Annotated in this window: 12 protein-coding genes; all 12 read left to right on the top strand. The window is 38.1% G+C overall.

Going from position 1 to position 14,193, the window contains the following annotated elements; all coding sequences use genetic code 11:
- The first annotated feature begins 1,232 nt into the window (after positions 1 to 1,232).
- The 12 genes from flhD to cheZ all read left to right on the top strand — a co-directional run bounded on the left by flhD (position 1,233) and on the right by cheZ (position 13,826).
- Positions 1,233 to 1,583, top strand: coding sequence for a flagellar transcriptional regulator FlhD (gene flhD, locus CBE70_RS18220; protein ID WP_072063484.1), 351 nt, complete (start codon positions 1,233 to 1,235; stop codon positions 1,581 to 1,583).
- Between the two features lie 2 nt (positions 1,584 to 1,585).
- On the top strand, positions 1,586 to 2,167 hold the full coding sequence (gene flhC, locus CBE70_RS18215) for a flagellar transcriptional regulator FlhC (RefSeq protein ID WP_006533207.1): 582 nt from the start codon (positions 1,586 to 1,588) through the stop codon (positions 2,165 to 2,167).
- A 134-nt stretch (positions 2,168 to 2,301) separates the two neighbouring features.
- Positions 2,302 to 3,195 carry a flagellar motor stator protein MotA gene (motA, locus tag CBE70_RS18210; protein ID WP_100160437.1) on the top strand — a complete coding sequence of 298 codons (894 nt, stop codon included), beginning with the start codon at positions 2,302 to 2,304 and terminating at the stop codon, positions 3,193 to 3,195.
- Positions 3,196 to 3,197: 2 nt separating this feature from the next.
- A complete protein-coding gene (motB, locus tag CBE70_RS18205; protein ID WP_100160436.1) occupies positions 3,198 to 4,244 on the top strand; it encodes a flagellar motor protein MotB in 1,047 nt (348 codons plus the stop codon).
- Positions 4,245 to 4,279: 35 nt separating this feature from the next.
- Entirely contained in the window at positions 4,280 to 6,454 is a 2,175-nt protein-coding gene (gene cheA, locus CBE70_RS18200; protein WP_100160435.1) for a chemotaxis protein CheA, read from the top strand.
- Between the two features lie 21 nt (positions 6,455 to 6,475).
- Positions 6,476 to 6,976 carry a chemotaxis protein CheW gene (cheW, locus tag CBE70_RS18195; protein ID WP_023581802.1) on the top strand — a complete coding sequence of 167 codons (501 nt, stop codon included), beginning with the start codon at positions 6,476 to 6,478 and terminating at the stop codon, positions 6,974 to 6,976.
- A gap of 383 nt (positions 6,977 to 7,359) precedes the next feature.
- Entirely contained in the window at positions 7,360 to 9,066 is a 1,707-nt protein-coding gene (locus CBE70_RS18190) for a methyl-accepting chemotaxis protein (RefSeq protein ID WP_100160434.1), read from the top strand.
- A gap of 59 nt (positions 9,067 to 9,125) precedes the next feature.
- Positions 9,126 to 10,772: a methyl-accepting chemotaxis protein gene (locus CBE70_RS18185; protein WP_100160433.1), complete on the top strand. Its 1,647-nt coding sequence runs from the start codon at positions 9,126 to 9,128 to the stop codon at positions 10,770 to 10,772.
- Positions 10,773 to 10,778: 6 nt separating this feature from the next.
- Positions 10,779 to 11,666: a protein-glutamate O-methyltransferase CheR gene (cheR, locus tag CBE70_RS18180; RefSeq protein ID WP_100160432.1), complete on the top strand. Its 888-nt coding sequence runs from the start codon at positions 10,779 to 10,781 to the stop codon at positions 11,664 to 11,666.
- Positions 11,659 to 12,711: a protein-glutamate methylesterase/protein-glutamine glutaminase gene (locus tag CBE70_RS18175; protein WP_100160431.1), complete on the top strand. Its 1,053-nt coding sequence runs from the start codon at positions 11,659 to 11,661 to the stop codon at positions 12,709 to 12,711. The genes cheR and CBE70_RS18175 overlap by 8 nt, the downstream gene beginning before the upstream one ends.
- 59 nt (positions 12,712 to 12,770) lie before the next feature.
- The gene (gene cheY / locus CBE70_RS18170; protein ID WP_023581807.1) at positions 12,771 to 13,160 is read left to right on the top strand and encodes a chemotaxis response regulator CheY; all 390 of its coding nucleotides are present in this window, start codon (positions 12,771 to 12,773) and stop codon (positions 13,158 to 13,160) included.
- A 9-nt stretch (positions 13,161 to 13,169) separates the two neighbouring features.
- Complete coding sequence (gene cheZ / locus CBE70_RS18165) at positions 13,170 to 13,826, top strand: protein phosphatase CheZ (RefSeq protein ID WP_099075775.1); 657 nt, start codon at positions 13,170 to 13,172, stop codon at positions 13,824 to 13,826.
- Positions 13,827 to 14,193 lie beyond the last annotated feature (367 nt).

Here is a 14,193-nt window from a genome sequence, read left to right as displayed (position 1 = left end):
ATAAGAGAATTTTAATTTTGTTTTTATATTCATAAATTATGACTTTATTTTATAAAAAAATACTTATTTTTTTAAATTTTACTTAAATCAAATGTTGTATTATTTTAATATTCTATTTTGAATTGATAATTAAATTACAGTTATTTTTAATTTAATTAAATAAAAACTTTCTTTTATTTTAATATTAAACTTGTGGTAATTTAAAACTTATACTGTTCATAAAACACACTGCAATTCATAAATAAAACTTACTTATATGTGGATATTATATCTCTGTGACTAATTTGCAATCAATAAAACTCTTATTAAGAGTTCTGTAATTTAAGTGTTAAATAGTACTTAATAATCATTAGTTAAATTGTATTATTACAGTTGAAACTTTAATAATGTGGAAATAAATATTCAATGATTTAAGGGTGAAGATGCATAACTAAGAATTTAATTTTATATGACTTATCATCCTGCTTAATAAATGCAATATGTTATCACGTTGATTTTAAAGAATAATTTCAAGTGATAAATAATAAAAAAATTTAGGATAACTATAAATAATTAGAATGGGTTATTTTTCAAACAAATTGTAAATAAAAAGTGATCATTTCTGAAGGTTTACGTAAATGATGAAAAAAATAATATCTATAGAAATATTTATTAAATTTGGGAAGCTCGTTTAGATAAAGATGAGGAGGAGATATATCAATATATGTTACTGTGATCAAAAAAATCTACAATTGCGGATTTGTCAAATTTTTATGCTGTATTTTTAGGTTTATAAGTTTAATAGATCGTATAAAATAAAAAATTATCATTAATATTTTAATTTGGGTAGATTAGCTTATTAATTTACACCAAGTTTTATTACTTTTATCACTTGAATAGTTAATGAACTAATTCCATAATAATGATTATCTTTTTGTGATGTGACTCACATAGTATTTAAATTAGACTACTTTATCCGTTGAATAACTTAATCGTTAAGGAGTAAAGTTGTTGCGTTAGGATTATTCTTAACGAGCTATATTGGCGAGCATTTAAAGTTTACTTTTAATTTAAATGTTTTTTTTCGCTACTTTTGAAAATGACCGTAACTAAGTAATACAAGGTAGTGTTACTACGTGTCATGTTCATAAAATGGGGCCTGGAAATTTAATATTACATTTATATTAATTTCCTCGGGATCTTTCATTAGGGAGATCCTCTTTGTTCAATATAATCGAACGGGATGTAAAGAGATGAGTACGGTTGAATTGCTTAAGCATATTTATGACATAAATTTATCGTATTTGCTTTTAGCGCAAAGGTTAATTAACCAAGAAAAGGCTTCTGCAATGTTTCGGCTTGGGATTAGTGACGCGATGGCGGATGCACTGGCAGAGCTTACATTACCTCAATTGGTTAAGTTGGCTGAAACAAACCAACTAATCTGTAATTTCCGGTTTGAAGACAGCGAAACAATAGAACAACTCACTAAAGAATCTAGAGTGGATGATTTGCAACAAATTCATACTGGCATTCTTCTTTCTTCTAACTTGTTTCGTCAGTTATCGGAACAAGATACTACTGCGACAAAGAAACGGGCATAACAATGAGTGAGAAAAGTATCGTCCGAGAAGCGAAAGATATTCGCTTAGCAATGGAATTAATCACCTTGGGTGCCCGATTGCAAATGCTTGAAAGTGAAACTCAATTAAGTCGGGGGCGTTTAATTAAATTATACAAAGAATTAAGAGGGAGCCCCCCTCCAAAAGGAATGTTGCCATTTTCAACGGATTGGTTTATGACATGGGAACAAAATATCCATTCCTCAATGTTTTATAACGCTTATCGCTTTTTATTAAAAAATGGCGGTTGTGTTGGTGTTGAGGCTGTTGTTAAAGCTTATCGTTTATACTTAGAACAATGTCCGCCTGTTAAAGATCAAGAACCTATTTTAGCACTAACAAGAGCATGGACATTAGTACGCTTTGTTGAAAGTGGCATGTTGCAACTTTCCGTTTGTACCAAATGTAATGGTTCATTTATTACACACGCACACCAGCCAGCTAGCAATTATGTTTGTAGTCTTTGCCAGCCACCTTCTCGCGCAATAAAAAAACGTAAACTTTCCGCCAATCCTGCCGATATTAACTTACAACTGTTGGATGGTCTTGAACAGTTTGCAATGTGATTCGAGATTGAAAGTTAAATATCAGGTTATAGAGTTTAGTTATCTATAACCTGAACCGTTTCCTCTCCCCCTCCTATCTCTTGCTGCTATGTTCGCCATTCTCTCTATAACGAAATTAGCTAAAGGGATATCGCGTGTTAGTACTCTTAGGATATATCGTGGTTATGAGCGCCGTCATCGGGGGATATCTTCTCGTCGGTGGTAGTTTAGGCGCCTTATACCAGCCAGCCGAATTTATAATCATCTTTGGTGCCGGTATCGGTGCTTTTATTGTAGGTAATAATGGTAGAGCAATTGTAGCGACAATGAAGATCCTACCAAAATTACTTCGTAGTACAAATTACAATAAAGCGATGTATATGGATTTAATGGCACTCATGTTTCGTTTATTGTCAAAAGCGCGTCAAAACGGGATGTTGGCATTAGAGAGAGATATCGAAAACCCACAACAAAGTGACATATTTTCCCAATATCCTCGCATTATGAAAGATGTTTATATGCTCAGTTTTATTACTGATTATATGCGTCTGATGGTGACAGGAAATATGAACCCTTATGAAATTGAATCTCTGATGGATGAAGAGATTGCAACTTTTGAGGAAGAGAGCGAAGTCCCTGCAACAGGTTTATCAGCGATGGGTGATTCACTACCTGCGTTTGGTATTGTTGCCGCAGTTATGGGTGTTGTTAATGCGCTAGGTGCCGCAGATAGACCTGCCGGTGAAATGGGCGTATTAATTGGGCACGCAATGGTTGGTACTTTCTTAGGTATTTTATTAGCTTATGGCTTTATTTCACCATTAGCTTCTAGGCTCAGACAGCGCTCTAGTCAGCAAATGAAAATGATGGAGTGCATCAAAACAACATTGTTATCTAGCATGAATGGATATGCGCCACAGATAGCGGTTGAATTTGGACGTAAAACCCTCTTTCTGGCAGACAGACCTTCTTTTATTGAATTGGAAGAGCATGTACGTCAGGTACGGACACCAATGCAGGCAAATCCTGATGCAATGAAAGAAGAGTAATTATGAAGAGTAATTCACAAATCATTCGAGTTAAAAAGCGAGGGAGAAAGCAACATAACGCTCACGGTGGTGCATGGAAGATAGCTTATGCTGACTTTATGACCGCAATGATGGCTTTCTTTCTAGTGATGTGGTTACTTTCAATCTCTAGCCCACAAGAATTAACTCGTGTAGCTGAATATTTTCGTACGCCATTAAAAGTCGCTATTGAAAAAGGGCGATTTAGTGGGGATGCAACCAATCCTATTCCTGGAGGAGGGCGTGATCCTGTCTACAACGAAGGTGATATTTTGCCAAAGGGCCAGGAAGATAAACAGCTCAATGAAAAGCAACAATTCCGCCGATTAAAAGAGAATTTAGAACAAGTCATTTTAAATGATCCTAGATTAAAAGATCTGAAGCCTCATTTACTGATCGACATGATGGATGAAGGTTTGCGTATTCAAATTATTGATAAAGCAAATCGCCCTATGTTTAGAGTCGGTAGTGCCACCGTTGAACCTTATATGAAGGATATTTTGACGGCAATTGCACCTATTTTAAATGACACGCCATACAAAATCAGTTTATCGGGTCATACCGATGATATTCCTTATGCAAGTGGCGCTTTTAAATATAGTAACTGGGAACTATCAACGGATCGCGCGAATGCCTCTCGTCGAGAGCTAATTGGTGCTGGTTTAGCTGAATGGAAAGTATTGCGTGTTGTGGGTATGGCATCAACAGTTCATTTAGTTAAAGAGGATGGTTTTGCACCTGCTAACCGACGGATCAGTATTTTGGTCTTAACGAAGCAAGCAGAACAAAAAATTGTACAAGAAAATGAGCGGGTTGCACCGACAGTAACAGAGGCTTCAGAAATTGAACCTCTACTTTCAGGGCAAGAAACCCCACAAGAAAAAGCAGGAAACACACAGACGAGTTCGTCTGTGTCTTCTGCATCTGAGCTTCCCGAATCAAAAAAGGAAAATGTTGAAACAGGAGTTTCTGGGGAAAGTTTGCCATCACAATCGACAAATATTACTACAAAGCAGGGAACAGCCCCCTAATTTGTTAGTAATCGCGTAAAGGTGAATGAGTAACGATGGATATTACTGAGTTTTATCAAACATTTTTTGATGAAGCAGATGAGTTGTTAGCTGATATGGAACAGCATTTACTGTTACTTGATCCTGCCAATCCAGATCAAGAACAGATGAATGCGATTTTCCGTAGTGCACACTCCATAAAAGGAGGAGCTGCAACATTTGGCTTCGTTAAACTTCAACAGACCACTCATGTGCTTGAAAACTTGCTCGATAGTGCAAGACGTCATGAGATGGCGCTCACCGACGACATTATTAACCTGTTTCTGGAAGCGAAAGATATTATGCAACAGCAATTGGATGCACATAAAAACTCACAAGAACCTGATGAGGAAACATTTAACTATATTTGTGAGAAGTTGCGTCAGCTGGCTCTCGATGTAAAAGAAGAACAATCCGCTCCTCAAGTTGAGGCTGTTGCTGGATCTGAAGCTTCAGACTCGCAGGCCACAATGATTGAAACTCCTATTTTGTCATCTGACGCTGAAAATGAGCAAACTGAAGTTGAAGACACCATGGTCGAAGTCGCATCGACAATGGCGGCTGATGGACATTATTACCATCATATCATTTTGTCTGATCTTAAAGAGACAGATATTGATTTAATGCTTGATGAATTAAAGCATCTTGGTGAGGTTAGCCAAGTTGAAAAACAACATCATGGTCTTGAAGCAATATTAAAAACCACTGCAACAGAAGAAGATATCAGCGCTGTACTTTGTTTTGTGATTGAACCGGAACAAATCTCGTTTAAAAAAATGGCTGTTGCAGAAAAAGCACCAGAAAAAAACACAGTTACAGAAGAAAGTACAACAACTGTTGATGATGCTCATGTTGAAAGCCAAGTTGAGCAACCTGCACCTGTACAAAAGCCCGTTGCTGAAAAAGTAACGCCAGCGGCAGAACCTGCTAAAGCACCAGCAGCACCAGCGAAAAGACCTGTTGCAGCAGCTACACCAAAAACAGAATCAAGCAGTATTCGTGTTGCTGTTGAAAAAGTTGATCAACTAATCAACTTAGTAGGTGAATTGGTTATCACACAGTCAATGTTGGCACAGCACAGTGGCAGTCTTGAGCCTGCAATATACAGTGATTTACTGAGTTGTATTGCTCAATTACAGCGTAATTCTCGTGATTTACAAGAATCTGTTATGTCAATTCGTATGATGCCGATGGAATATGTTTTCAGTCGCTTCCCTCGAGTTGTGCGTGATGTTGCAGGTAAAATGAATAAGAAAGTTGAGCTAAATATGATTGGTAGCTCAACAGAACTGGATAAAAGCTTAATTGAAAAAATTATCGATCCTTTAACTCACTTAGTTCGTAACAGTCTTGATCATGGTATCGAAATGCCAGCCGATCGTGTTGCGGTGGGTAAACCGGAAGCGGGTCAATTAACCCTGTCTGCGGAACATCAAGGCGGTAATATTTGTATTGAAGTGACTGATGATGGTGCTGGATTAAACCGCGAACGTATTTTGAAAAAAGCGATTTCCTCTGGGCTTGCAGTTTCTGAAAATATGAGCAACGAAGAAGTTGCTATGCTGATTTTTGCACCTGGTTTCTCTACCGCGGAAGTAGTAACAGATGTTTCTGGTCGTGGTGTGGGTATGGATGTTGTAAAACGAAATATCCAAGAAATGGGTGGTCAAATTCAAATCAGTTTTGAAGTTGGTAAAGGAACGCGCATTCGTATTTTACTTCCACTGACATTAGCAATTTTAGATGGTATGTCTGTTAAAGTTCATGACGAAGTCTTTATTTTACCATTAGGAACGGTAGTCAGTTCTTTACAGCCAGAAGAAGATGATATTTATCCATTGGCTGGTGATGAGAAATTATTACAGGTCAGAGGGGAATATTTGCCACTGATTGAACTGCATCGTACTTTTAATATTGAAGGCGCTCAAACTGATATTACCCAAGCAATTGCGGTTATTGTTCAAAGTGCCGGACGTCGTTATGCTTTATTGGTAGATCAATTAGTTGGTCAGCATCAAGTTGTTGTTAAAAATATAGAAAGCAATTACCGAAAAGTTCCTGGTATATCTGCTGCAACAATTATGGGCGACGGTAGTGTGGCTTTAATTCTTGATGTACCAGAATTGCAACGTTTAAGTCATACACAAATGACGAATAAGAAAAAGAATACAACTGCAAGCGCAGTCATTTAATAGTGAGGATAAAATAAGATTATGGCTTCGGAACATTTCGAGAAATTATCCGGTGAAACTGTTGGACAAGGATTTCTAATTTTTACGCTGGGCGATGAAGAATATGGAATTGATATTTTAAAGGTTCAAGAAATTCGTGGATATGATCAAGTTACACGTATTGCTAATTCACCTAGCTTTATTAAAGGTGTAACTAATTTACGGGGCGTTATTGTTCCGATAGTTGATCTGCGTATTAAATTTTCACAAGAAAGTGTAACTTATAATGACAATACTGTTGTTATTGTGGTTAACTTATTAAATCGAATTGTAGGAATTGTTGTTGATGGTGTTTCTGATGTTCTTACGCTAAAGCCAGAGCAGATCTGCCCTGCGCCAGAGTTTGCAGTCACAATGTCTACTGAGTATTTAACAGGTTTAGGTACTTTAGATGAAAGAATGCTTATTCTTGTTGATATTGAAAAATTACTCAACAGTGAAGAAATGGAATTAGTCGATAGCGCAACAATTCAAGCTAAATAAGTTTTTATTTTTTAAAAAATAATCTAAATACTGTTCCGGTAATTTTGCCGGAATAGCTATTTCTATCTTTTTTATTTTATTAGCGAGTGCTAAAGCATCAAATTAACTTTAAGTAAAATTAAAAGATAAAAAAGAACTAATAATTTTAGTTAAGTTCTATTTTATTATTTATTAACTTATAAGTAGCTATCACCTAGCTGTAATATTTTTCTACTGACGGAAATAACTTTAAAGTTTTTTATACTTATAATTTTAATTAAAAACAGTATTACCACCGCTTTCTAATGGAGCAAAAACGTGACTAAGACGAAATGAATCCTATAAAGTTTCTCTTAAGTCTGCCGATAACTTGCTCATTACCGTTTATTATAAAAAGGGAAACTATGTTTAGCCGAATGAAAATAGTGACTGGATTATTATCCATTCTTCTGTTGTTTGGTGTTTTGCAATTTGTCTCAGGGGGAGTTTTTTACTCAAATATCGTTGAGACAAGAAATGACCTTAATAAAACACTGATAATACAGGATCAACGTGAGCGCCTAGATGAAAGCTGGGCTAACTTACTGCAAGCTCGTAATAACATTAACCGCGCTGCGATTAGTTTTTTATTACAAGATAAAAATCTTAATGTAGATGATTCTCTGTCTGTTGACTATCTAACGGGGCTTGCCCGTAAAAATATGTCTCGTGCGGACGAGAAATTTAAAGAATTTGAAAAGAATATTACAGCTTATCAAGTTCACTCAGAAGATGATGTTCGTAGCCTAAAAGGGCGTTTTATCGAATATTTCTCTGCATTAAACCAATTGGAAATTTTACTTCAAGATAAAAATTTAAAAGACTTTTTTGAGCAACCAACGACGGGTTATCAAGACGCTTTTTATAAAGAATATCTTGCATATGTCATGCGCAATGAGAAATTTAACGAAGAGTTAAATGTGGCACTAGAAGCCTCTCACCAACGTACTGTCATTACTATGGTTATGTTAGCCATTATTGTTATCTCGGCATTAATTCTATGCTGGTTTGCATTACGTAATGCCTTAATTAGACCATTAAATTCACTTCTATTAAGTATTAAAACCTTCTCTGAAGGTGATTTACGTCCAAATATCGAAGTGAATGGTCGCAATGAAATGAGCTTGTTAGCAAGTGGTTTAAAACATATGCAACAAGAGCTTATTCAAACTGTTCGTGGTGTCTATCAAAGTACGGAAAACATTTATAACAGTACAAGTGAAATTGCTGCTGGAAATAATGATTTATCTGCTCGTACAGAAGAGCAAGTGGCTTCGTTAGAAGAAACTGCTGCAAGTATGGAACAGTTAACGGCGACCGTGAAACAGAATGCGGACAATGCTCGCCAAGCAAGTAATCTCGCTAATGACGCCTCAGATATTGCCCGCCAAGGCGGAAAAGTTGTTGCTAATGTGGTGCAAACAATGCACGACATAGCCGGAAGTTCTCAGAAAATCACCGATATCACAGCAGTTATCGATGGCATCGCATTCCAGACCAATATTTTGGCACTGAATGCGGCTGTTGAAGCAGCAAGAGCCGGTGAGCATGGTCGCGGATTTGCGGTAGTTGCCGGTGAAGTTCGTAATCTTGCACAGAGAAGTGCAGAAGCTGCTAAAGAAATAAAAACACTGATTGAAGATTCTGTAAGTCGTACTGAAACGGGCTCTGTACTCGTTGAAAGTGCGGGTGAGACGATGACGCGTATCGTGGATTCAGTAACGCGTGTTACTGACATCATGGGCGAAATCGCTTCTGCATCAGATGAGCAAAGCCGAGGTATTTCACAAGTTGGCCTTGCGGTTTCTGAAATGGATCGTGTCACTCAGCAAAACGCCTCTTTAGTAGAACAATCTGCAGCCGCTGCTGCTGGTCTTGAAGATCAAGCAGTTGCATTAACCCGCTTAGTTTCAATCTTCAAATTACCGGGTCAGGAAGAAAAAACGCTAGAAAGAAAGGAATCGGATGCAACCCCTGTAGTTAAAGCCGCTGCTCCACTTATAAAACCAGGAACCTCAGAAAAGAAAAAGAGCAGCAGTGTTGAAGATCCCGCTAACTGGGAAACTTTCTAACAACAACAAGTGGCTGACAAGCGGTGGCTTTTAACCACCGCTTTAAACGAGGTGAAGGCATGTTTAGGTTTCGCAAATTAAAGATATCCACCAGTCTCTATTTATTACTGATGATGTTTTGCGTTATGCAGGTGATTTCTAGTGGTATTTCGCTAGGGATCGTTCATTTGAATAACGAACAGATCACCAGAGTAGATATAGATACATCTAAGCGAGATGAATTAGGATTAAGTTGGGCATCTTTAATACAAACACGTAATGCGATTAATCGTGTAGCTATTGCAGTGAAAACTGAACAGTCAACGGATTATATTCAATCTATTGAATCAATTGCACTTTCACGCTTGGAAACGGCGAATACCCATTTTCAAAATTTCCTTGCTGATGTTAATAAAGAGGCTATACCCACAGAAGAAAAAGAGATAGTTGACGCAGTAAAAAATGACTACCACGTTTTATATGGTGCATTAACTGAATTACATAGCATGTTAAAAAACGGTAACTTTCAAGGTTTTTTAGATCAACCAACAGAACGTTATCAAACTGCGATGGAAAATTCATTTAATACCTATATGAATTATGTTCAGACAGAAATTACTGAATCTATAGAGCAAGGACATCGCTCTTATACTATTGCTATCTTGATGTTTATCGGTGCAATAGCGATGGTTATTGTTGTATCACTGGCCGCTCATCGCTGGCTAAGTTTTAATATCATTAAACCTTTCGCAAGTTTAAGCCGTTATTTTAATGATGTTGCTACTGGTAAATTAAATCGTGAAATTCTTGTCTTCACCGATGATGAAATAGGGGATGTGTTTAGACGACTACGAGATATGCGTGGTGAGCTAGCGCGTTCTATTCGTACCGTTCGTGATAACAGCCATGCTATGTATTCTGGTATTCAAGAAATTTCCAAAGGAAATACGGATTTATCCTCAAGAACTGAACAACAAGCTGCTTCGTTAGAAGAAACTGCGGCAAGCATGGAAGAGTTAACAGCAACGGTAAAACAAAATGCTGATAACGCCCTGCAAGCGAGCAAGCTCGCAGAGTCTGCTTCTGAAACAGCTATACGTGGTGGCCAAATCACGCATAGTGTTGTTGAAACCATGGATGCGATTACACAAAGTTCTCAAAAGATAGGGGCTATTATCAGTGTGATTGATGGTATTGCGTTCCAAACCAATATATTAGCACTTAACGCGGCGGTTGAAGCTGCTCGCGCGGGTGAACAAGGACGGGGATTCTCTGTTGTTGCTGGAGAAGTTCGTAACCTTGCTCAACGTAGTGCTGATGCTGCAAAAGAAATTAAATTGTTGATTGATGAATCTGTTTTACGTGTCTCTCAAGGTTCTCAACTCGTTAATAATGCAGGGCAGACAATGGAGGAACTCGTCACATCAGTAAATAAAGTCACTGAGTTAATGGCAGAAATCGCCTCAGCTTCTGATGAACAAAGCCGAGGTATTCACCAAGTCGCTGATGCAGTCAGTCAGATGGATCAGGTGACACAGCAAAACGCTGCTTTGGTGGAGCAATCAGCATCTGCTGCCGCAGCATTAGAAGATCAGGCTAATAACCTTGTTAATGCTGTATCGGCATTCGAGTTGCCTGACGCGGATGAGAGTAATAATTCGCCATCCCTAGAAGGTAATGGGTTGAAAAAAGCAGATAAAAAATCATTTTTTAAAAAGACCCATTAAAAAACAATGAAACGTAATGTTACTGAAGTCTTATCAGATATCGCTGCTCAACCGTTGGATATTTTTACCCAACGGTTTATGTTGTCCGATGATCAGTTCCAATCTATATGCCAATTGATTTATCAAAAGGCAGGTATTGTGCTGACTAACAACAAAAGGGAGATGGTTTATAACCGTCTCACTAGGAGGTTACGTGAATTACGGATGAATAACTTTGGTGACTATCTTGCGTTTCTTAAAAGTGATGTACGCAACCCTGAATGGCAAGAGTTTGTAAATGCATTAACAACCAATCTCACTGCATTTTTCAGGGAAGCGCATCATTTTCCTATTTTGGCAAAACATGCCAGAAAAAGAGCAGGAGGCGTCTACCGGGTATGGTGTGCAGCTGCATCTACTGGAGAAGAACCTTATTCAATTGCGATGACTTTACGCGATGTTTTTGGAAATAACCCTTATAAAACCAAAATTATTGCCAGCGATATCGATACTAATGTGTTGGATAAAGCACGAAAAGGTGTTTACCGGGAAGAGCTTAAAACATTAAATGATGAATATTTGAAAAAATATTTTCTCAAAGGTGTCGGCGATTTTGAAGGATACGTGAAAATTAGACAGCAAATTAGCGAGATGGTCTCTTTTCAGTATTTGAATTTACTCGACAAGCAATGGGATTTAGAAGGCAGTTTTGATGCGATTTTTTGTCGTAATGTCATGATCTACTTTGACAAAGCGACACAACAAACCTTACTTAACCGCTTTACCTCATTACTTAAGCCAGACGGAATGCTGTTTGTTGGACATTCTGAAAATGTAAGCCAGCTTAGCAAGGATTTCTACTTGCATGGGCATACCGTTTACGGGCTGACACCAGCAAGGAGAGGTTATGAATAAAATAACGGTACTCTGTGTTGATGATTCGGCGTTAATGCGTCAAATCATGCGAGAAATCATCAACAGTCATAGCGATATGGAAGTTGTTGATTGTGCACCAGATCCTATAGTGGCTCGTGACTTAATAAAAAAGTACAACCCACAGGTATTAACGTTAGACGTTGAAATGCCACGTATGGATGGTATTGATTTCTTGGAAAAACTGATGCGATTAAGACCAATGCCTGTCGTTATGGTCTCATCATTAACAGCAAAAGGCTCAGAAGTGACGTTAAAAGCGTTAGAACTGGGCGCAGTTGATTTTGTGACTAAACCACAGCTTGGTTTGCGTGAAGGTATGATGGCTTATAGTGAACTGATTGCCGAGAAAATTCGTGCTGCAGCATTGGCACGAATTAATCGCCGAGAAGTACAAGCCGCACCTTCTAAATCATTGTCATTTACACCGATGATTTCGAGTGAAAAGTTGATTGCTGTAGGCGCATCAACTGGTGGCACAGAGGCTATTCGTAATTTTCTAGAACCATTACCTATTACCAGCCCTGCGATATTAATTACGCAACATATGCCCGCAGGGTTTACACACTCATTTGCAGAACGATTAAATCGTTTATGCCAAATTAGTGTAAAAGAAGCAGAAGACGGCGAACGTGTATTACCTGGGCATGCTTATATTGCGCCAGGTGATTATCACATGGAGCTTCGTCGTAATGGTGCTAACTATCAGATCCACATTAATAAAGAGCCTGCGGTTAACCGTCATCGTCCTTCTGTCGATGTGCTATTTAGGTCTGTCGCAAAATATGCGGGACGTAATGCCATTGGTGTGATCTTAACTGGAATGGGCAGTGATGGTGCCGCGGGTTTATTAGAAATGCGTCGCGCTGGTAGTTATACCTTTGCACAAGATGAAGCGAGTTGTGTCGTCTTTGGTATGCCTCGCGCTGCGGTTGAATTAGGCGCAGTAGACGAAGTGAAAAGCATAAGCGCAATGAGTAAAGCTGTGCTGATGAAAATCAGTAGCACGCAATCATTGCGTATCTGATTAAGTTCAGTTTAAAAAGCAACACAGTAATTTGCCGATATATTTTGAAGGAGTTTTCAATGGCAAGTAAGGATCTGAAATTTTTAGTGGTTGATGATTTTTCAACAATGCGCCGCATAGTTCGTAATTTGCTAAAGGAATTAGGATTTACGAATGTAGAAGAAGCAGAAGATGGTGCTGACGCGTTAGCTAAATTACGCAATTCGGCAATTGATTTTGTGATCACAGACTGGAACATGCCAAACATGGATGGTCTAGAGCTTCTTAAAAATATTCGTAGTGACGCGGGACTTGCAGCAACACCAGTACTCATGGTAACCGCTGAAGCTAAAAAAGAAAATATCATTGCAGCAGCGCAAGCTGGTGCAAGTGGATATGTTGTTAAACCTTTTACAGCAGCAATTCTTGAAGAAAAACTAAATAAAATTTTTGAAAAACTGGGCATCTAAGGAGTCGCAATGAGTGGGAATCCAATTATGCCGAAAGATAATATTGAAATGACATCTGATATTATCAGCCGGATCGGACAATTGACGCGGATGTTACGCGACAGTTTGCGAGAATTAGGATTGGATAAAGCAATAGCCGAAGCAGCAGAAGCCATCCCTGACGCTAGGGAACGACTGGACTATGTTGCTCAAATGACCGCTCAGGCAGCTGAGCGTACATTGAACTGTGTCGAAGCCGCGCAACCTAAACAGGATGCGTTAGGTGCCGATGCGACTAAGCTTACTGAACGTTGGGACCAATGGTTTGAACAGCCAGAAGAGCTGAAAGATGTACGTTCTCTTGTAACCGATACCCGCAATTATTTGCGGGATATCCCTGAGAGTACGGCTTTTACTAACAGTCAGTTATTGGAAATTATGATGGCACAGGATTTCCAAGATCTGACCGGCCAGGTAATTAAACGCATGATGAGTGTCGTTCAAGAAATTGAAAAACAACTCGTGATGGTATTAATGGAAAACCTGCCACCAGAGCAACTTGAAAAGTCTAATGTGAAAAAAGAGACTGACTCTTTATTAAATGGTCCACAGGTTAATAAAAACAACGCTGGTGTGATCAAAAATCAAGATCAAGTTGATGATTTACTGGAAAGTTTAGGTTTCTAACCTTCTAATGAGTTTTAGGGCGATAAGGACGTTGAGATATGCAGGACGCATTCGCTCTATGCTCAGCTCTTTTAGGATGATGTATTTTATGGATAAAAAATCACGTAATAATGCTTTAATAGCACATGCTATTGAAGAAAATGTAAGCCGCTTTTTTTAAGCGGCTTTTGATGTTGTTGAAATAATCATCAAAAGTAAAATTACTCAATTTTACTGTGAATTTTGCTGATTTCCTTATAATCAGCGTCAATATTGCCTATATCTCCATTTTTATCATTGGATTGTTTTTTCAGTGAATGCCGTCATAGCCCAAAAAGCCCCGTAAATTTGCGATTGTTCAGCCCATCAATTTCCTCTGAATTTGTCA

This window comes from Proteus columbae (assembly GCF_002777965.1).
Lineage (GTDB): Bacteria > Pseudomonadota > Gammaproteobacteria > Enterobacterales > Enterobacteriaceae > Proteus > Proteus columbae.
The sequence above is the reverse complement of the archived record's forward strand: the minus strand, read 5'-3'. Positions and strand labels throughout refer to the sequence as shown.

What these genes read in the sequence shown, in the direction of transcription:
- flhD (WP_072063484.1), top strand. Translation starts at nt 1,233, where the DNA reads ATGAGTACGGTTGAATTGCTTAAGCATATTTATGACATAAATTTATCG.
- flhC (WP_006533207.1), top strand. Translation starts at nt 1,586, where the DNA reads ATGAGTGAGAAAAGTATCGTCCGAGAAGCGAAAGATATTCGCTTAGCA.
- motB (WP_100160436.1), top strand. Translation starts at nt 3,198, where the DNA reads ATGAAGAGTAATTCACAAATCATTCGAGTTAAAAAGCGAGGGAGAAAG.
- cheA (WP_100160435.1), top strand. Translation starts at nt 4,280, where the DNA reads ATGGATATTACTGAGTTTTATCAAACATTTTTTGATGAAGCAGATGAG.
- cheW (WP_023581802.1), top strand. Translation starts at nt 6,476, where the DNA reads ATGGCTTCGGAACATTTCGAGAAATTATCCGGTGAAACTGTTGGACAA.
- CBE70_RS18190 (WP_100160434.1), top strand. Translation starts at nt 7,360, where the DNA reads ATGTTTAGCCGAATGAAAATAGTGACTGGATTATTATCCATTCTTCTG.
- CBE70_RS18185 (WP_100160433.1), top strand. Translation starts at nt 9,126, where the DNA reads ATGTTTAGGTTTCGCAAATTAAAGATATCCACCAGTCTCTATTTATTA.
- cheR (WP_100160432.1), top strand. Translation starts at nt 10,779, where the DNA reads ATGAAACGTAATGTTACTGAAGTCTTATCAGATATCGCTGCTCAACCG.
- CBE70_RS18175 (WP_100160431.1), top strand. Translation starts at nt 11,659, where the DNA reads ATGAATAAAATAACGGTACTCTGTGTTGATGATTCGGCGTTAATGCGT.
- cheY (WP_023581807.1), top strand. Translation starts at nt 12,771, where the DNA reads ATGGCAAGTAAGGATCTGAAATTTTTAGTGGTTGATGATTTTTCAACA.
- cheZ (WP_099075775.1), top strand. Translation starts at nt 13,170, where the DNA reads ATGAGTGGGAATCCAATTATGCCGAAAGATAATATTGAAATGACATCT.